The sequence below is a fragment of the Flavobacterium fryxellicola genome (genome assembly GCF_900143245.1).
In the GTDB taxonomy this organism is placed as follows: domain Bacteria; phylum Bacteroidota; class Bacteroidia; order Flavobacteriales; family Flavobacteriaceae; genus Flavobacterium; species Flavobacterium fryxellicola.
This window is the reverse complement of the sequence record NZ_FRDK01000003.1, coordinates 277,051-295,941: the sequence shown is the minus strand read 5'-3', so window position 1 is coordinate 295,941 and position 18,891 is coordinate 277,051. Positions and strand designations below refer to the sequence as shown.

The following is an 18,891-nucleotide window of genomic DNA, read 5'->3' as shown; positions in this document are numbered from 1 at the left end:
GAAATAGGTTACCAAAACCTACTTATTATTGTATTTCAAAAATTACCGGAGCAGTTCTTGGCAATAAATAATTACCAGCTCCAACAAGTTTCGTCTTAATTTCAGAGATAGTCACTTGATCTCCTCTTCCTGCCTTGGAAAGAACCGCTTTACATTGTGCATTCAATCTATTTCCTTGAACAACAACTGTCGGTTGTCCCGTAATTTTCAGATTAAATCCAACAACATTTAAACCAACTTCAAAATCAAAATCCTCTAATTTGGCTCCAATTGTAGCAATTTCAAGATTAGATTTAGGTCCTTTTACCACACCTGTTTCTCCTCTGATTGTTCCTGTAGGACCTGGAATACCTTTGATTCTAAATACTTTTTTGTCATTCGCAACTTTTCCGTCAGACATTTTACCTGAAACGCTTACTACAACTTCATTGCCTCCACCTGGATTCATAACGTATTTGCCATTACCCACCTTTGATAAACCTGGAGCAGAAGCATTAACAGCATTATCCGGAATACCAGCAAATGAAATCGTCATTGGATTAGATACACCTCTGTAGACAACATTCATTTTATCCGCTGAAATTGTAGCAGAATTAGGTCTTGGTACAACAACATATTTCCCAGCGAATTTTAAGGGGATTGTTTTACCATCTTCAACAAAGGTAAATTGTCCCGAAATATTTTGTTCACCTACACCTCCAGCGGTTAAAGCTATTTTCGCTTGACCTGTAGCCGGATCCAATCTTGCACCAGTAACGCTAGTTGGTTTAGTATTCTCATCATAACGACCCAATACTACTTTTCCTGTGACTTGCTCACCTTGAAAATAAGCATTTTTATCTAATACCACAATAGCTTGATAGTTACTGTAAGAAGCAGCAGCAACAGCCGCTTTACCCAATGCAGTGCTATACACATCGGATTCAACTTTTTTAACATCATTCTGCCATGCAGATAATTTTGCCAATGATGCCACAGCTGGAAAACCTTTAAAATGATAATCTAAATAAGGTATCGCTATGCCGTCTTTATTTGTAACGTCTGCCAAACTAAACTTAGTCTGAACTTCAGATAAAATTGGCGCTAATTTTTTATTATCACCTAAAGCCAATTTCATATCAGCTTTATACTTTTCTATTGTGGCAATAACTTCTTTCCCTTTAGCAGAATAACCCGCAGGGCTAAACCATAAATTATCAATATTGTCTCCTTTGTCCATTGCCTCGTAAGGTAATTTACCCGTTTCAGGATCTATTTCTGTACCTACTAAAACTTCTGATTTTATTGTTTCAATATAATCGTAAAAGTTTTTTGTAATACCTTCTACTTTGTGAGCCGTCACTGCCGCTATTTTAAATTCTCCACCTGCTTCAGCAGCTTTTGCATCTAATCCTGCTAACATTTGAGCGTTTGACTGTACAGCTGAAGTATTTGAACCTTCAAATTTTTCATTCATTAATCCAAAAGCGGATAATACTTCTTTGGACATATTTAATGCTAACATCGCGATAAAAACCAAGTACATTAGGTTAATCATCTTCTGTCTAGGGGTTAGTTTTCCTCCTGCCATATTTTCTAAATAATTAGTTTATTGTTTTTGTATAGTTCGAAACTAATTATCCTTTATTACTCATTGCAGAAAGCATTCCTCCATATACGTTGTTTAAAGACGATAGATTAGAAGTCAATGACTGCATTTGATCTTTTAATTTTAAATTGTTTTCAGCAACTTCTTCGTTTATTTGAGCATTTCTTGAAGCACTTTGCAACTGTATTTTGTATAAGCTATTTAAAGATTCCATTTGGGCTGCAGCCAAAGTTAATTCTTCACTGTATTTTTTAGTAGAATTAATAGAATCCACAGTTGGAGCAATTCCCTTAGCCGCTGATTCGAAATTTTTAATACTACTCCCTAAACTAGCCATTAATTCCCCATCAATTTTAGCGTCTTTTAACATGGCGTCTAATTTTTGAGATAACATTCCTTGTGCATCTTGCTCAGCTACTACTTGTTTAGCTAAAGGAATCGCGTTTTTGTCCTTAAGTTGCGGATAAACCATTTCCCATTTATATTCGTCATCAACTGGCTCGAAAGCAGAAAGTGCAAAAATAGCTGCTTCTACAACAAGACCAATAGTAAGCATAAGATTACCCGTAATTGGACCAAATTCAATATGGGTAATTTTGAATAATGCGCCAATGATTACAACCGCTGCTCCCATACCGTACGCGAAATTCATCGCTTTTTTGCCTAATAATGCCATAATAGTGTAATTTAAAATTTAATAGATTTGGTTTTTTTGTTTATTTTTTCTTTTTCCCGTTGCCGGTGGTTTGAATTCCCATGTAATCTTGAACGGTTCTAAAACCAATATAACTTCTGGCAGAGTCAGCATATTCATAATCTCTGGTACTTACTTGTAGGAAATAAGCAACATCTTTCCAGGATCCACCACGAAGTACCTTACGCTTATTAGAAGCATCAAGGACATTTGGATTCATAGAAGACACATATTCATAAGCATTTGGATCATAAGAAGAATCCGTCCACTCCGATACATTACCTGCCATGTTATACAGATTATATCCATTTGGATCGTATGATTTAGCTTCGACAGTATACAACGCTTCATCAGCAGCATAATCACCTCTATTTGGTTTAAAATTAGCTAAAAAACAACCCCTATCATTTTTTGTGTACGGACCACCCCAAGGATAAGTAGCAGACTCGAGACCACCTCTTGCAGAATATTCCCATTCTGCTTCTGTAGGCAATCGGAAAGAATTGATTAAATCTTGACCTTTCTTTTTTGATTTAATATAACTGTTTTTATACAATGTTCTCCAAGCACAAAATGCTTTTGCTTGGGTCCATTTCACTCCAACCACTGGATAACCACCATACGCTTTGTGCCAAAAATAATCATTGTGCATTGGTTCATTATAAGAGTAGGCAAAATCTTTAATCCAAACGGTTGTATCTGGATAAACATTAACTTCCTCTGTTTTGATAAAATCTTTTCTTCGTCCCACTTTTGCTTTGGCAGCAGCCTGAATATCCATCCATGAGTAGCGGAATTTTAATTTATTAACATCGATAGTTCTTAAGCCATTGTACGACTCCTCTATTGGCAAATACATAGAGTCCATAACCTCAGCATAATACGCATCAGGATACAATTTGGTATCTTTAATTAATTTTACTTTTTTATTTAGTTTTCTACCAGCGTAGGGATCATCAGCAGTTCCAACACTATAATAATTGTCATACATATACTTATCGTACGCTGTCATTTTCTCAGGATCTGAGTCGTTAAAAGCAAAATCACCAATGCTTCCAGCATTTTTTCCTTTACCTGTTCCAGCTGTTTGACCGCTTTCATCAGCCAGAATGGCCAAACGAACTCTCATTGTAGAATCTTTTACCCATTCTACAAATTTACGGTACTCACTATTAGTAATTTCCGTTTCATCCATGTAGAACGAACGAACGGTAACCGTTTTTGTAGGAGCATCTTCTACATTAGCTAAATCAGCATCTGATTTACCCATAATAAAAGCACCACCTGGAATTAATGTCATTCCATAAGGCTTTTCAGGATGCCATTTTCCTCCATCAATACCAACTAATTCTCCTTTATCGCCTGATTTACCACAGCCAATTAAAAGGGTCAAAATTGTCGTAAAAGCTATGAACTTCTTCATATAAATTTGGTTATCTATTCATTATTTTTAAGTGTGTAAACCTATTTATTATTTTTTAGAAAAACAATTTTTTTACACTAAACAAAGTGTTTTTTATAAAAAAATAATAAATAAGTAAAAAAAGATTCTAAACGATGTTTTTTCTTTGGGCTTTCCACCATCTTTCAGGTAATTCTTGATTACAAGCCAATAAATATTCATCATAGGAACAGGGTAATAACGTGTTTCTTTTTAATTTATTACTACCATTTGAAATAAATGGAATTTCTATCCACCAGCGATCTGTTTTATCACTTTTATAAAAAACAAGTTCTTCTTCCTCTAGTGGTACATTGTACTTTATATAATTTTCTTTACTACCAAATGGATATTCATTCGAACGATAATGAAATCCTTCAATAAAGTACCATATAATCTGTGCAATAATAACTGATTCTTGTGCCGAATTATTATGGTTAAAAATCCCAAACGAAGAAACCTTGTCGCTTATTCCTGCATAACGGGCCAGAGTACAAATCTCTTTTCCGTTAAAACCATTCGGTTGAAACGAGATAAAATTACCAGAGTCAGCTGATTTAATGGAATGTAGATCTATACTTACTACATCAGCGTCTCTAAAAACAGGCTCCGAAATAGAAAGATTGTTTGACACTTCCCCCAACCTGTAGGCATCAAAAAACAATTTCTCTATTAAATCAATTTCCTCCTGCGAATTAAAATACGTTTGATATCCTATATTACAATAGTTAAAAAGATTGTTAGGCTCATCAATGATTATTTTAGTCAAATAAGAAGAAGCTGAGACATCTTCATTTTCTTTTCCAAAATCGAATTTAGAATCTACGGAAACCAAATTGACCATCTGTTCCAGATCATCATATCCTCTATAAAGGGCGTAAGTTAAATCCTGAGAACCTCCAATTACTATGGGAGTAATTTTCTTTTTGATTAAGCTCGCAACTACTTTTTTTAGCGCAAAATAAGTATCTTCAATGGAATTACCGGGCAGAATGTCCCCTAAATCAGCAATAGACGCATTCCAATTTCCTGGAAAAAGTCCGTATAATTCTTTTCTAACCGGTGTCAAATCACTATTGGAAATCGCGTTGTTAGAACCTCGATTTTCCAGAACACCAATTATTGCAATTTTAATTTTATTTAAATCTGGAAATTGTTCAGCGGTATGCAAAACTATTTTACTCCCTAATTGCTGAGAAGTTAATCCGTCTAGATATACGAGGACCTCATTCGCTATCGGTTTTAGAAAATCAAATTCCATTTTATTATTTTTTTCCTCTCTCCTGCTGAAACTTCGGGACTTTACATAATAGCAGCAGTCAAGGTGTTATGAATTAAGAGTTTGTTATTTCTTTTTTGCAACTGCTTTTTTCACGACTGCTTTCTTTGCAACTGCTTTCTTTGCTGGAGCCTTTTTTGCCGCCACTTTTTTGGCTGGAGTTTTCTTAGCAATCATCTCTTGAACTTCAGCTAATGTCAATTTTGTTGCATCTACCTCTTTACTCAATTCAATTTTGATTTTGCCTTTGGTAATGACTGAGCGTCCCCATCGGGCTTTTTCGACCAAAATTCCTTCTTCCTCCCAGTTATGTAAAACCTTATCAATATTTTTCTGCAATTTGTCTTCAATCAAGACTTCAATATCCTGTTGCGACAAATTATCAAAATCATATTTTTTACTCACATTGATAAACAAACCGTCCCATTTGATAAAAGGACCAAAACGACCTACTCCTTTTTGAACTCCTTCGCCTTTGTAAACCGCTATTGGTGCATCAGCTAGCGCTTTTTCATCAATTAATTCTTTGGCTCTTTCAAAATCTACATCTAAAGGATTTTCTCCCTTAGGCAGGGAAACAAAAGCTGCGCCGTGACGAATGTAAGGACCATAACGGCCATTACTCACCTCTACTTCTTCCTCTTGATAATTCCCAAGATTTTTTGGCAACAAAAATAAATTCAGCGTTTCCTCCAAAGTAATGTTCCCAATGTTTTGATCGCTCATTAAGCTGGCAAATTTTTTCTCTTCATCATCTGGAGCTCCAATTTGAGCCATAGGTCCAAATTTCCCTAAACGTACCGAAACCGGCTTTCCTGTTTTTGGATCGGTTCCTAAGATTCTCTCTCCACTTTCGCGCTCTGCATTAGCCTCTACGTCTTTTACGTTTGGATGAAATTTATCATAGAATTCCTTCATCATTTTTGTCCAAACGATATTTCCTTCCGCAATTTCATCGAAATCCTGTTCCACTTTGGCGGTGAAATTATAGTCTAAGATGTTCCCGAAATTTTTAACCAAGAAATCCGTAACGATGGTTCCGATATCTGTTGGAACTAATTTTCCTTTGTCTGAACCGGTATTTTCTTTGAGCAGCTTTTCGCCTACTTTGCCTGATTGCAATGTCAGCTGTGTGTAATTTCTTTCTTGTCCATCAAGATTTCCTTTCTCGACGTAATTTCTATTAATAATGGTAGAAATCGTTGGCGCATAAGTAGACGGACGACCAATTCCTAACTCCTCTAGTTTTTTCACTAAGGAAGCTTCAGTATATCTTGCGGCAGCTCGAGAATATCGCTCAGTAGCTGTGATGTAATTATTCTGCAATTTTTCATTGACTTTCATCGCTGGCAGCATGCCTTCTTGCTCCTCCTCATCGTCATCATGCCCTTCTAGATATACTTTTAGAAATCCTTCAAAAAGCAATACTTCACCTGAAGCCGTGAAAATTTCACCATGATTGTTTGCTTCAATTTTCACGTTAGTACGTTCTAATTGTGCATCACTCATTTGCGAAGCCAAGGTTCTTTTCCAAATCAAATCGTACAAACGCGCTTGATCTCTATCGATATCCACGGTATGACGGGACATATCCGTTGGACGAATTGCCTCGTGCGCTTCTTGAGCTCCTTTACTTTTATTGACAAAAGTTCGAGGCTTAGAAAATTCTTTTCCGTAGGATTTGATGATTTCTGCTTGAGCAGCATCCATAGCATCTTTAGATAAGTTCACACTATCTGTTCTCATATATGTAATGAGTCCAGCTTCATACAAACGTTGTGCTAATTGCATGGTAATTCCAACTGGCAGATACAGTTTCCTAGCGGCTTCTTGTTGTAAAGTGGAAGTCGTAAAAGGACCTGTTGGTGTTTTTTTAGTAGGCTTCGTCTCTAAGTCGGCTACCTTATATGTGGAACCTATATTTTTCTTTAAAAAATCTTCCGCTTCTTTTTTGGTGTTGAAATTTTTAGGCAGTTTTGCTTTGAATGACTTTCCAGCTTCGTTAGTAAACTCGGCTACAACAGAATAACTCGCGATGGCCTTAAAGTTTTGAATTTCTCTTTCTCGCTCTACGATTAAACGAACAGAGACGGATTGTACACGACCCGCAGACAAGCCTCCTTTAATTTTTCTCCATAAAACAGGAGACAATTCATAGCCCACTAATCGATCTAAAACCCGACGAGCCTGTTGCGCATTAACTAAGTTATAATCGATTTCACGCGGATTATCGATTGCTTTTAGAATAGCAGTTTTGGTAATTTCATGAAAAACAATTCGCTTTGTTTTGGCTGGATTTAATTTTAGTTCTTCGGCAAGGTGCCAAGAAATTGCTTCTCCCTCGCGATCCTCATCACTTGCTAACCAGACCATTTCGGCATTTTTGGCTAAAGTTTTTAATTTGGAAACCAATGCTTTTTTATCCGCAGAAACCTCGTATTTAGGTTTAAAGCCATTTTCTACGTCTACGCCAATTTCCTTGGAAGGTAAGTCGGCAATATGTCCATAACTCGACTCTACTTGAAAATCACTTCCTAAAAATTTTTCGATTGTTTTCGCCTTTGCAGGTGACTCCACTATAACTAAATTCTTTGCCATATCCCGATTGTTTATGTCGGCAAAAGTATATGATTTTTTTAAATTTTGAGTTTTTTAAATTTTAAAAGTCAAATTTTTCGTTGAAATGCGGCCTACAGATGACAGAAATTAAATAATATTTTGACGATTTTATTATTTAATTGAGTTGTAAATACGGAGAATAATGCGGCGAAAATTCACAACGTAGTACTCATTTTAACTATAAGACTCCGAATCTTTGTCATACTTTCAACGTATTATTTTATGAGTAAAAATGAAGTTTTACTGGTAGGTTCATTAACGTATCCGATTAACGATTGTGACAGCTATGATAATTTTGAATGTACAATTCATATTGCTGAGGAAGATTCTAAAGAAGTCATTTTACAATCAACTGTTTACTCTAATTCGTATGTATCGCTTTAAAAATGATCATTTTCAATTCAATTGACAACGCCATATCCAAAGTAGACATCAAAATATTTAATTGAAATAAAAAACAGCTTGAATCCACAACTCTCTAGCCCCGATTGTAGTGGAAATCCTTTTTGTTTTTTTCTTAAAAAACAAAAAGATTGCAACGGAAAGCGGGAAACAGCTCCTAAAAATGCAACTGCGCTTAATGTTTAAAACAATGTTAATTCTTAGTCTGACATCTTGTCATATTTATTGGAATTGCGTTATCTTTGCACTTTAAATTACCAAATGGAGAAGATTATTGAAGAAAGCAAACAAGGCGAAAGCTTAGTTTTAGAACATAAACCTGAGAACACTAAAAAACTTTTTATAGAAAGTTACGGCTGTGCGATGAATTTTTCGGATAGCGAGATTGTAGCTTCTATTTTGTCTGGGAACGGCTACAACACAACACAAATTCTAGAGGAAGCCGATTTAGTTTTGGTCAATACCTGTTCTATTCGGGACAAGGCGGAGCAAACTATTCGGAAACGTTTGGAGAAATACAATGCCGTAAAACGCATTAATCCAAAGATGAAAGTTGGCGTTTTGGGCTGTATGGCAGAACGATTGAAAGACAAATTCCTAGAAGAAGAAAAAATAGTAGACCTCGTTGTGGGTCCAGATGCTTATAAAGATTTACCAAATTTACTCGCTGAAGTCGAGGAAGGACGTGATGCGATCAATGTGATTTTATCGAAAGATGAGACGTACGGAGATATTTCGCCGGTTCGATTGATGAGCAACGGAATTACAGCTTTGGTTTCAATCACACGTGGTTGTGATAATATGTGTACGTTTTGCGTGGTGCCTTTTACTCGCGGTCGCGAACGCAGCCGGGAACCACAAAGCATCATGACCGAAATTCAAGATTTGTGGGATAAGGGTTTTAAAGAAATCACACTTTTAGGTCAGAATGTGGATAGTTATTTGTGGTACGGTGGCGGGTTAAAGAAAGATTTTGAGACTGCCTCAGCAATGCAAAAAGCAACAGCGGTCGATTTTGACCAATTACTAGAAATGGTAGCGGTTGGTTTTCCTAAGATGAGAATCCGATTTTCAACTTCCAATCCACAAGACATGCACGAAAGCATTTTGCACGTTATTGCAAAATACCCTAATATCTGCAAGCACATTCACTTGCCGGTACAATCCGGAAGCAATAGGATTTTAGCGGCAATGAACCGTTTGCACTCCCGTGAAGAATACATGACTTTGATTGATAAAATAAAAAGTATAGTTCCAAATGGCTCGATTTCGCAAGATATGATTTCAGGTTTTCCAACAGAAACAGAGGAAGATCATCAAGATACTTTGAGTTTGATGGAATATGTGAAATATAATTTTGGATATATGTACTCGTATTCGGAACGTCCGGGAACATTAGCAGGACGAAAAATGGAAGACGATGTACCCGAAGAAACCAAAGCAAGAAGATTACAAGAAATCGTCGATTTGCAACAAAAACATGCTTGGTTGCGCTCGGAGGAATTTATTGGACAAACGGTAGAAGTTTTAGTAGAAAAAGTTTCGAAAAAATCAACGGAAGAGTTTTCTGGGCGAAATTCACAAAGTATTACGGTGGTTTTCCCAAAAGAAGATTATAAAATTGGGGATTTTGTGAATGTGAAAATTACGAGCTGCACCAGTGGAACTTTAAAAGGGGAAGCGGTTGAATTATCCGAAATGAATTAATTTTTTTACCACAAATTACGCAAATTTCCACAAATTCGATACACTGAAAATTCTAATATGACCGATTCTAATCAGTATTATTACAAAAAAGATGAAAACTAAGAAATTGTTGGTATTTGCATGGAAGTACACAGAATATTAGGACCTGGTTTACTTGAAATCGTTTATAAAGATGCTTTAGAAATCGAATTCAAAAACCATAATATTCGATACGAAAGAGAAAAAGAGTAAAATGTAGAATACAAGGGGATTATTTTGCCCCATAAATTTTATGCTGACTTTGTAGTTTACACTGATATTATTCTAGAAATAAAATCAATAAAGGAAATCAGTAATGATCATCTTGCACAAACATTAAATTATATGAAATTAGCTAACACTCCAATAGGAATACTAGCAAACTTTCAAAATAAATCGTTAGTTCACAAAAGATTAATAAACACATAAAATTATAAATTTGCGAAAATTTGTGTATTTTGTGGTTGAGAAATAAAATATGGATACAGTTCAAGCTATAAAACAACGATTTGAGATTATTGGGAATGACACTAAGTTAAATCGTGCCATAGAAAAAGCCATTCAGGTTGCTCCTACCGACATTACGGTATTAGTTGCAGGAGAAAGTGGCGTGGGAAAAGAGAATATTCCTAGAATTATTCATTCGCTCTCCCATAGAAAACACGGGAAATATATTGCCGTAAACTGCGGAGCCATTCCTGAAGGAACTATTGACAGTGAACTTTTTGGACATGAAAAAGGCGCTTTTACTGGTGCAACAAATACGCGCGAAGGCTATTTTGAAGTAGCCGATGGCGGTACTATTTTTCTGGATGAAGTAGGCGAACTTCCACTTACCACACAGGTCCGATTGTTACGCGTTCTGGAAAATGGAGAATTCATCAAAGTGGGTTCTTCACAGGTTCAAAAAACAGATGTCCGAATTGTGGCTGCTACTAATGTTAATTTATTCGATGCCATTGAAAAAGGAAAGTTTCGAGAGGATTTGTATTATCGATTGAGCACCGTGGACATTACTTTACCGCCTTTAAGAGACCGTAAGGATGACATTCACCTATTGTTTCGAAAATTTGTCGCCGATTTTGCCCATAAATATAAAATGCCTCCTTTAAAACTGGATGAAAATGCAGTTCAATTACTACAGAAATTTCGTTGGAGCGGAAACATTCGACAATTACGAAATGTTGCAGAACAGATTTCGGTTTTAGAAACCAATAGAGACATCTCCTCAGTAACCCTGCAATCCTATTTGCCAGTACAAGGAAGTAATTTACCTTCTGTCATTAAAGACAAAAAGAGTGAAAGTGATTTTAGCACCGAAAGGGAAATCTTGTACAAAGTTCTTTTTGACATGAAAAGTGACTTGAATGATTTAAAAAAACTAACGCTGGAACTGATTCAAAACGGAAGTTCAAAAGTACAAGAGACCAATCAGAATTTGATTAAAAAAATATACGGCTCCAAAGAAAACGATAGTGAAATCGATTTTGAAGAAGAGCCAAGATCAGCCTTAATCACCTCACAAAACACCGAAGACGCATACCAAGAGAATGACGATAATTATCTTTTTGCAGAAACAATTGAGGAAGAAGAAACCTTGCGTTTAGAGCAAAAAGAAATTGAAATGATAAAAAAATCGTTAGAAAAAAATAAAGGAAAACGAAAAGCTGCCGCCGATGAACTGGGCATTTCAGAAAGGACGTTATATCGAAAAATCAAACAATTTGATTTGTAGCTTCTTTACAAAGATACGAAGTGGGACATGGTTTGATTGAAAATGAATATATTTGACCTGACCTTTAGAACTTACCAAGCAATTTTTAAATTAGAAAATGAAACATATAAAACTAATTATTCTTTCAATAATTATATTGAGCATCACTAGTTGCTCGGTTTATAACTTTACCGGAACTGGAAAAATTGACGCAGAGACGTTTCAAGTTGGATTTTTTCAAAATAATGCTGAATTAATTGAACCTGGAATTGATCGAACATTCACATTAGAATTACAAGATTTGATCCAGAACCAAACTAATTTAAATTTAGTCAAAAACGGTGCTGATTTAACTTATGAGGGAGAAATCATAGATTACAGAGTTAGTCCTATGACGGCAACGGCAGATCAAAGGGCCGCTCAAAATCGATTAACGATTCGGATAAATGTACGTTTCACCAATAAGAAAAAAGAAACCGATGATTTTGAAAAACCATTTACCTTTTTCTTTGATTATCCGGCAGAGCAACAATTAACGGGAGCTACACTAAACGCAGCTTTAAAAGAAATTTTTGAACGAATAACACAAGATATTTTTAATGAATCATTAGCTAAATGGTAAATTAAAGTTTGCTTATTTAAACGTCTTTTTTTTACTCAATTAGACAGTTAAACCATACGGCACTTAAATACAAAACAATGAATGTAACCGATTATACCTATTTGATTAACAAACCCGATGCAATCCACGAAAAGCAAACGGAAGCTTTAGAAATAGTATTAAATGAATTTCCTTATTTTCAAAGTGCTAGGGCGATTCAATTAAAAGGATTGTACAATCAAGACAGTTATAGATACAATACGGCTTTAAAAATAACAGCAGCACATACTACGGACAGATCCATTTTATTTGATTTCATCACTTCGGATACGTTTACTTCTATTCACAAAAGTTTATACGATAGAAAAGCACTAGAAATTCTTGCAATCCAAGTGGTAGACAGTGAAATTCTTATTCCGGAAGGAAAATCAGAACTTAAAATAAATACATTAGAACACTCCATTCTGACTTCAATTAAGGAAGCGGCACCAGTTGAAACTGAAGTTTATTCAAAATCAGTTGAAGAAAAACTCGCTATTGGAAAACCGTTAGACTTTTCGAAAAAGGAACAACATTCCTTTCAAGAATGGCTACAACTGTCCCGAACCGACCCTATCGAAAGGGAGAAACTGTCTACGTCTAGTCAATCCAATCCTGCAATAGATGCTGACAAAAGAAAAAAAATAGAATTAATTGATAAGTTTATTGAAACGAGTCCGAAGATTTCACCTGTAAAACATGGCGTTCCTTCAACTGTTGCTTTTGATCTAAATGCGGCTGACAATTCTTATTTGATGACAGAGACTTTAGCGCGAGTTTACTTGGAACAAAAAAAATATCAAAAAGCGATTCAAGCATATGAAATATTAATTTTGAAATATCCAGAAAAAAGTAGTTTCTTTGCGGACCGCATAACGGATATTAAGATTTTACAACATAATAATAATTAAACAATGAGTACATTTTCAATTTTTTTAGTTTTAATAACTATCGTTTGTTTTCTATTAATCGTAGTTATCATGGTTCAAAACCCTAAAGGTGGTGGGTTATCTTCTACAATAGGTGGTTCTCAGATGTTAGGTGGCGTACAAAAAACAACAGACTTTTTAGACAAAAGCACTTGGACATTAGCAACTATACTAATTGTACTTATCCTTTTTTCAAGCTTAAGCTTTACTGGAACGTTGAGTGATACTGATTCTAAAATCATAGACAATACAACTACGACTGCACCAGTAGCTCCAGTTCAAAATACACCTGCTGCAACAAATCCAGCAAAATAAAAATACGTTTCCTATTTTAAAAATGCCAGCTTGTCAAAGCTGGCATTTTTTATAAGAAAATGTGTCAGTTATCATAGGCTGGCATAATTTCTGAAATCTTATTCCTTTAATATATTAAATAATACTAAAACATAAAATCATGGCTTTAAACATCAAACCACTTTCAGACAGAGTTCTTATCGAACCAGTCGCAGCTGAAACAAAAACTGCGTCAGGGATTTTTATTCCAGATACAGCCAAAGAAAAACCACAAAAAGGAACTGTTGTTGCAGTTGGAAATGGTACAAAAGAACACACGATGACAGTGAAAATTGGAGATTCTGTACTTTATGGAAAGTATGCTGGAACTGAATTAAAACTAGAAGGAAAAGATTATTTGATCATGCGTGAAGATGATATTCTTGCAATTATTTAAATTTTGTTTCAAGTTTCGGGTTTTAAGATAAAATCCTAAACGTTGAACAAAAACAACTTTAAACATTAAACAAAAATTAAAATGGCAAAAGATATAAAATTTGATATTGAAGCACGTGACGGATTAAAACGCGGTGTAGATGCATTGGCAAATGCAGTAAAAGTAACTCTTGGACCAAAAGGTCGTAATGTAATTATTGGAAAAGCTTTTGGCGGACCAACTGTTACTAAAGATGGTGTTACTGTCGCAAAAGAAATAGAATTGAAGGATCCATTGGAAAATATGGGTGCTCAAATGGTAAAAGAAGTTGCTTCTAAAACCAATGATTTAGCTGGAGACGGAACCACAACTGCAACTGTTTTGGCGCAAGCTATAGTAAAAGAAGGTTTGAAAAACGTTGCTGCTGGTGCGAATCCTATGGATTTAAAACGTGGTATTGACAAAGCAGTTGAAGCTATTGTTGCTGATTTAGCGAAACAAGCTAAAGTAGTAGGAAGTGATTCTGAAAAAATCAAACAGATCGCCTCTATTTCAGCTAATAATGACGAAGTAATTGGGGAACTAATCGCTACTGCTTTCGCAAAAGTGGGAAAAGAAGGTGTAATCACCGTTGAAGAAGCCAAAGGAACAGATACTTATGTTGATGTTGTAGAAGGTATGCAGTTTGACAGAGGATATCTTTCTCCTTATTTTGTGACCAATTCAGAAAAAATGGAAGTAGAGTTGGAAAACCCTTACATCCTTTTGTACGATAAAAAAGTTTCTTCTTTAAAAGAGTTGTTACCCGTTTTAGAACCAGTTGCACAATCAGGAAAACCATTATTGATTATCGCTGAAGACGTAGATGGTGAAGCATTGTCTACATTGGTGGTAAACAAATTGCGTGGAGCCTTGAAAATTGCGGCTGTAAAAGCACCTGGTTTTGGCGATAGAAGAAAAGCCATGTTAGAAGATATTGCTATTTTAACTGGAGGAACGGTAATTTCAGAAGAAAGAGGGTACACTTTAGAGAATACCACTATCGAAATGTTAGGAACTGCCAAAAAAGTGACTATTGATAAAGACAACACAACAATTGTAAGTGGTGCTGGCGAAGCTGATATCATCAAAAATCGTGTCAACCAAATTAAAGGTCAAATGGAAGCTACTACTTCTGATTATGACAAAGAAAAATTGCAAGAGCGTTTGGCCAAATTAGCTGGTGGAGTTGCTGTACTTTATGTTGGTGCTGCGTCTGAAGTGGAAATGAAAGAGAAAAAAGACAGAGTTGACGATGCACTTCACGCTACTCGTGCTGCTGTAGAAGAAGGAATTGTTGCTGGTGGTGGTGTGGCGCTTTTGAGAGCTAAACTTGTACTTAGCGCAATTAAAGCAGACAATGCTGACGAAGCAACTGGAATCCAAATTGTATCTCGCGCAGTAGAATCTCCATTGAGAACTATTGTTGAAAATGCAGGTCTTGAGGGCTCTGTTGTAGTTGCAAAGGTGGCTGAAGGTTCAGGAGATTTTGGATACAACGCTAAAACAGACGAATATGTAGACATGCTTGCTGCAGGAATTATAGATCCTAAGAAAGTAACACGTGTAGCATTAGAAAATGCTGCTTCGGTTGCTGGGATGATCTTGACTACTGAATGTGCATTGATTGATATCAAAGAAGATAATGGTGGCGGAAACCCAATGGGTGGTGGTATGCCAGGAATGATGTAATATCACTTCCTTTAACTTAAAAAACCGTGCTGATAAAAATCAGGACGGTTTTTTTTTGTTTCACTATTTTGTTTATTCCTGAACTTTAGATTTTTTGCTAAATTTATAAATGACTGGTAAAACAGTAATCCCTACTAAAGCTAATACAATTAACTCGATGTGCTCTTTCAAATCAATCTGATAATTATTGAGTAAGAAGCCATATAAATAATGTCCTGCAAAAATTAACGTGAAGGACCATATAAATGAACTTAAAATATTATAAAACATAAACTTTTTCTTGTCCATTGAAACAATTCCTGCAACTATAGGTGCGAAGGTTCTAAATATGGGAAGAAACCGAGCAAAAATTATTGCTTTCCCTCCGTATTTTTCGAAAAAATCTTTGGATTGCACCAAGTACTTTCTCTTGAACCAAAAACTATCCTCTTTATTGTACAAATAGTACCCACTTTTTGAACCGAACCAATACCCAACAATGTTTCCTAAAATACCAGATAACGCTACCAATGTTGATAAAAGGACAACATTAAGAAAGTCATTATTAATAAATAAAATGTTTTCTATTAATTCCCGACTATAAATTCCTGCTAAAAACAACAAACTATCTCCTGGTAAAAAGAAACCCGCAAAAAGACCTGTTTCAGCAAATACAATAAATAAAACTATATAAATACCCAATTTAATTCCATTAACATCAAAATGAATATAAAAAAGTGGGTCAATTAAATTCTTCCAATCAAAATCGTTCATTCTACGGTGTTTTATGCTAAAATTATTCGTGTGTGAAAGTACGGATAATATATCTTAACCACAATTTATGATACTATTTTAAAGTTTAATTAACTATTTAAATGACCTGAATTCACTTTACATAAAGACTAACTAAATACCGGTTGCAACAATCGCGATTTCAATCATAATAAAACAGCTTTTTTTAGTTTCCGACCATAACATAACTGTAAAAAACATTCAAGTCCGACATTAAAAAAACCAAAGCTTTACCTTTGGTTTTCTGTACTATTATTTTCGTTCATATTGACAACAAGTATGTAACTTATCATAATCTTCCTTTAGTGCCTTGATTTCATCAGTATCGTGACCTGCTTTTGCAATTGATTTTTGTATGGTTGATCCATCGGTTTTTTGCTCATTTACAATCAAATATAAAGTGCCACAGTCCATATGCCAATCGGCGGATTTTACCCCGGGAACACTCAATGCCGCTTTTTCAATTCTCTTTTTACACATTTCACAATTGCCGCTAACATGAAATTCAACCTTAGCATTTTTATTTTTCATATTCTGAGCCTGAGCTGTAAAACCAACGAATGACAACAACATTACTACTATTATATTTTTCATCATTTAAATTATTTAAGACTATTTAATTTTAAAACGTAAACCCGCATAATACATTTGTCCAAAAATCGGACCATAGACTATTGACGCATCAAAAGTAGGTCCAAATGGATTTTCATTACCCAGAATAACATTATCTTGTTTGTAATTTCCAATATTTTCTCCACCGATGTAGATTTCAAAAGTAGCGGAAAAAGTTCTGGTAACTTGCACATTCATTACAGAAAATGACGGCGAAAATTCAGGCAGCCTGTCTTCTTGAGGATTAGTTGAAGTATTAGGCAATTGTTGCTTTCCGAGCCAATTGAAAGTATAATCAAACTTCCATTGTTTTCCCTTATCTAAAATATGAGTTTCATATCCTAAATTCCCAAAAAACCGATGTTTTGCCTGCAATGGTCTTTGATAAGTTCCTGATAAATAATCCGTTTGAATATCATAGAATTTGTAGGCTGTTCTCAAATTAAAATGCTTTTTCAGTTCGTAGTTGAACTCTACTTGCAAACTATTTGCAAACGATTTCCCTTTTACGTTATAAAACAAAACTTGTTGCGGACTTTGTAAAACATCAACAACCGCTTGATTTTGAAAATCGGTTCTGTAGAAATCAAAACCTACATCGGCGCTTTTACCAAAAAGCAAAAAACCCTGCATAAAACTTAGCCCGTAATTCCAAGCAATTTCAGGATTCAATCCGTATATTTTTCCATTGGTATCTAAAAAATCAAACGTTCTTGCACTTGCCAAAAGCTGTTGATTTTCGGCAAAAACATTTGCACTCCGTTTCCCTCTTCCTGCAGAAAATCGCAAAACTCCTTTTTCCCAAGGATTGTATCGCACATGCAACCTTGGGGTAGCAAAAGTCCCCAAACGATTGTGATTGTCTATTCTACCGCCCAGGACTACGCTGAAGTTATCCGTATTGTCATAGGTATATTCGAAAAAAGCGCCCACTGAGTTGTCAATCCTGCTGTAATCATTCACATTGACAAACTCTCCATATTGATCATAGGTAAAGTTCAATCCTGTTGAAAATTTATGTTTAGTATTGTTGATAATCGAATTGAAAATCAGATTTGAATAATAACTCTTTTGTTTGATATCGTATTGATTCAATCCAAAATAGGAGTTTTGATCGTGACTGTTGAACGCATTTTGAAAACCAATGCTCTGATACGGCATGTCGGGAAAAACATATCCTAATTTAGTGGAAACATCAAAACGCTGTGTATTGATTTCAGAACCCCAATAATTAGTTGTTCCCTTATCTCTGTCTGGGTCAAAATTTAATTCTCCAGTTTGTTTTCGATCATCCATATATCGGAAGTTAATGAAACTCACCCAACCTTTTTCGGCATTGGTATATTGCCAACGATTTAAAATATTGATTTGCTTTGCTAATGGATTATCCAGAAAACCATCGTCATTCATATCGTTTTTTGAAACTCTCGTGTTTCCGTGAAGAAACAAACTACTGCTCCACTTATCCGAAATTTTGGTGTTGAAATGCGTATTTAATTCAAACCGGGAATCAGTCGAACCGTATACATTCAAAAAAAATGGAATGTCACTGATTGGCTTTATCAATTCGGTATTAATTTGTCCTGAAATGCTTTCGAACCCATTGACTACACTTCCGGCACCTTTAGTAATTTGTATACTTTCAACCCAAGTTCCTGGCGTAAATGACAATCCGTAAGCTTGAGAAGCGCCGCGGACCGAAGGAATATTCTCCTCGGTTATCATCAAATAAGGACTTGTTAATCCTAACATTTTTATTTGTTTCGTGCCCGTCAAAGCATCGGAAAAATTGACATCGATTGAAGGATTGGTCTCGAAACTTTCTGCAAGATTACAACAAGCAGCTTTGAGTAATTCTTTGCTTGTTAGTACTGTAGTGTTAGCCGTCAGGCGATATGATTTTTTTAAGCTTTTACGGTCATTCTGTACTTTTATCTCCTGCAAAGTATCTTGCGAAAACGAATTAGAAGTACAGAACAAAAACAATAAAAGAATTGTAATTTGTTTTTTCATGCTAGATTATTAATGTTGTAGAAA

At 35.3% G+C, this 18,891-nt stretch carries 16 protein-coding genes and 1 pseudogene; 9 read left to right on the top strand and 8 right to left on the bottom strand.

What is annotated here, in order from left to right; genetic code table 11:
• Positions 1-25: 25 nt before the first annotated feature.
• From porM to topA, 5 genes are all read right to left on the bottom strand, one after another.
• Complete coding sequence (gene porM, locus BUA03_RS07455) at positions 26-1,570, bottom strand: type IX secretion system motor protein PorM/GldM (RefSeq protein WP_066079823.1); 1,545 nt, start codon at positions 1,568-1,570, stop codon at positions 26-28.
• 46 nt (positions 1,571-1,616) lie between these two features.
• Positions 1,617-2,264, bottom strand: coding sequence for a type IX secretion system motor protein PorL/GldL (gene porL, locus BUA03_RS07450; protein WP_066079826.1), 648 nt, complete (start codon positions 2,262-2,264; stop codon positions 1,617-1,619).
• Positions 2,265-2,304: 40 nt separating this feature from the next.
• On the bottom strand, positions 2,305-3,705 hold the full coding sequence (gene porK / locus BUA03_RS07445; RefSeq protein ID WP_066079829.1) for a T9SS ring complex lipoprotein PorK/GldK: 1,401 nt from the start codon (positions 3,703-3,705) through the stop codon (positions 2,305-2,307).
• A gap of 127 nt (positions 3,706-3,832) precedes the next feature.
• Positions 3,833-4,984: a formimidoylglutamase gene (locus tag BUA03_RS07440; protein ID WP_066079832.1), complete on the bottom strand. Its 1,152-nt coding sequence runs from the start codon at positions 4,982-4,984 to the stop codon at positions 3,833-3,835.
• 84 nt (positions 4,985-5,068) lie between these two features.
• On the bottom strand, positions 5,069-7,600 hold the full coding sequence (gene topA, locus BUA03_RS07435) for a type I DNA topoisomerase (RefSeq protein ID WP_066079835.1): 2,532 nt from the start codon (positions 7,598-7,600) through the stop codon (positions 5,069-5,071).
• A 243-nt stretch (positions 7,601-7,843) separates the two neighbouring features.
• Between topA and BUA03_RS16660 the strand changes: the two genes are divergently transcribed.
• From BUA03_RS16660 to groL, 9 genes and pseudogenes are all read left to right on the top strand, one after another.
• Entirely contained in the window at positions 7,844-8,005 is a 162-nt protein-coding gene (locus BUA03_RS16660) for a hypothetical protein (RefSeq protein ID WP_157492197.1), read from the top strand.
• 279 nt (positions 8,006-8,284) lie between these two features.
• Positions 8,285-9,730 carry a tRNA (N6-isopentenyl adenosine(37)-C2)-methylthiotransferase MiaB gene (gene miaB / locus BUA03_RS07430; RefSeq protein WP_066079838.1) on the top strand — a complete coding sequence of 482 codons (1,446 nt, stop codon included), beginning with the start codon at positions 8,285-8,287 and terminating at the stop codon, positions 9,728-9,730.
• A 105-nt stretch (positions 9,731-9,835) separates the two neighbouring features.
• Positions 9,836-10,177 (top strand): annotated as a pseudogene (locus BUA03_RS07425) (GxxExxY protein).
• Positions 10,178-10,226: 49 nt separating this feature from the next.
• The gene (locus tag BUA03_RS07420; RefSeq protein ID WP_066079841.1) at positions 10,227-11,483 is read left to right on the top strand and encodes a sigma-54 interaction domain-containing protein; all 1,257 of its coding nucleotides are present in this window, start codon (positions 10,227-10,229) and stop codon (positions 11,481-11,483) included.
• 97 nt (positions 11,484-11,580) lie between these two features.
• A complete protein-coding gene (locus tag BUA03_RS07415) occupies positions 11,581-12,084 on the top strand; it encodes an LptE family protein (protein ID WP_066079843.1) in 504 nt (167 codons plus the stop codon).
• 77 nt (positions 12,085-12,161) lie between these two features.
• Positions 12,162-13,013: a tetratricopeptide repeat protein gene (locus BUA03_RS07410; protein WP_066079846.1), complete on the top strand. Its 852-nt coding sequence runs from the start codon at positions 12,162-12,164 to the stop codon at positions 13,011-13,013.
• 3 nt (positions 13,014-13,016) lie between these two features.
• Positions 13,017-13,346, top strand: coding sequence for a preprotein translocase subunit SecG (gene secG, locus BUA03_RS07405; protein WP_066079851.1), 330 nt, complete (start codon positions 13,017-13,019; stop codon positions 13,344-13,346).
• Between the two features lie 139 nt (positions 13,347-13,485).
• Entirely contained in the window at positions 13,486-13,761 is a 276-nt protein-coding gene (locus BUA03_RS07400) for a co-chaperone GroES (protein WP_007137725.1), read from the top strand.
• A gap of 81 nt (positions 13,762-13,842) precedes the next feature.
• The gene (gene groL, locus BUA03_RS07395) at positions 13,843-15,471 is read left to right on the top strand and encodes a chaperonin GroEL (RefSeq protein ID WP_066079853.1); all 1,629 of its coding nucleotides are present in this window, start codon (positions 13,843-13,845) and stop codon (positions 15,469-15,471) included.
• 72 nt (positions 15,472-15,543) lie between these two features.
• Here the strand turns inward: groL and BUA03_RS07390 are convergent, their stop codons facing one another.
• From BUA03_RS07390 to BUA03_RS07380, 3 genes are all read right to left on the bottom strand, one after another.
• Positions 15,544-16,224, bottom strand: coding sequence for a DedA family protein (locus tag BUA03_RS07390; protein ID WP_066079857.1), 681 nt, complete (start codon positions 16,222-16,224; stop codon positions 15,544-15,546).
• A gap of 270 nt (positions 16,225-16,494) precedes the next feature.
• Positions 16,495-16,839 carry a heavy-metal-associated domain-containing protein gene (locus tag BUA03_RS07385; protein ID WP_066079860.1) on the bottom strand — a complete coding sequence of 115 codons (345 nt, stop codon included), beginning with the start codon at positions 16,837-16,839 and terminating at the stop codon, positions 16,495-16,497.
• 15 nt (positions 16,840-16,854) lie between these two features.
• Entirely contained in the window at positions 16,855-18,867 is a 2,013-nt protein-coding gene (locus BUA03_RS07380) for a TonB-dependent receptor plug domain-containing protein (RefSeq protein ID WP_066079863.1), read from the bottom strand.
• Positions 18,868-18,891: the final 24 nt, after the last annotated feature.

What these genes read in the sequence shown, in the direction of transcription:
- porM (WP_066079823.1), bottom strand. Translation starts at nt 1,570, where the DNA reads ATGGCAGGAGGAAAACTAACCCCTAGACAGAAGATGATTAACCTAATG.
- porL (WP_066079826.1), bottom strand. Translation starts at nt 2,264, where the DNA reads ATGGCATTATTAGGCAAAAAAGCGATGAATTTCGCGTACGGTATGGGA.
- porK (WP_066079829.1), bottom strand. Translation starts at nt 3,705, where the DNA reads ATGAAGAAGTTCATAGCTTTTACGACAATTTTGACCCTTTTAATTGGC.
- BUA03_RS07440 (WP_066079832.1), bottom strand. Translation starts at nt 4,984, where the DNA reads ATGGAATTTGATTTTCTAAAACCGATAGCGAATGAGGTCCTCGTATAT.
- topA (WP_066079835.1), bottom strand. Translation starts at nt 7,600, where the DNA reads ATGGCAAAGAATTTAGTTATAGTGGAGTCACCTGCAAAGGCGAAAACA.
- BUA03_RS16660 (WP_157492197.1), top strand. Translation starts at nt 7,844, where the DNA reads ATGAGTAAAAATGAAGTTTTACTGGTAGGTTCATTAACGTATCCGATT.
- miaB (WP_066079838.1), top strand. Translation starts at nt 8,285, where the DNA reads ATGGAGAAGATTATTGAAGAAAGCAAACAAGGCGAAAGCTTAGTTTTA.
- BUA03_RS07420 (WP_066079841.1), top strand. Translation starts at nt 10,227, where the DNA reads ATGGATACAGTTCAAGCTATAAAACAACGATTTGAGATTATTGGGAAT.
- BUA03_RS07415 (WP_066079843.1), top strand. Translation starts at nt 11,581, where the DNA reads ATGAAACATATAAAACTAATTATTCTTTCAATAATTATATTGAGCATC.
- BUA03_RS07410 (WP_066079846.1), top strand. Translation starts at nt 12,162, where the DNA reads ATGAATGTAACCGATTATACCTATTTGATTAACAAACCCGATGCAATC.
- secG (WP_066079851.1), top strand. Translation starts at nt 13,017, where the DNA reads ATGAGTACATTTTCAATTTTTTTAGTTTTAATAACTATCGTTTGTTTT.
- BUA03_RS07400 (WP_007137725.1), top strand. Translation starts at nt 13,486, where the DNA reads ATGGCTTTAAACATCAAACCACTTTCAGACAGAGTTCTTATCGAACCA.
- groL (WP_066079853.1), top strand. Translation starts at nt 13,843, where the DNA reads ATGGCAAAAGATATAAAATTTGATATTGAAGCACGTGACGGATTAAAA.
- BUA03_RS07390 (WP_066079857.1), bottom strand. Translation starts at nt 16,224, where the DNA reads ATGAACGATTTTGATTGGAAGAATTTAATTGACCCACTTTTTTATATT.
- BUA03_RS07385 (WP_066079860.1), bottom strand. Translation starts at nt 16,839, where the DNA reads ATGATGAAAAATATAATAGTAGTAATGTTGTTGTCATTCGTTGGTTTT.
- BUA03_RS07380 (WP_066079863.1), bottom strand. Translation starts at nt 18,867, where the DNA reads ATGAAAAAACAAATTACAATTCTTTTATTGTTTTTGTTCTGTACTTCT.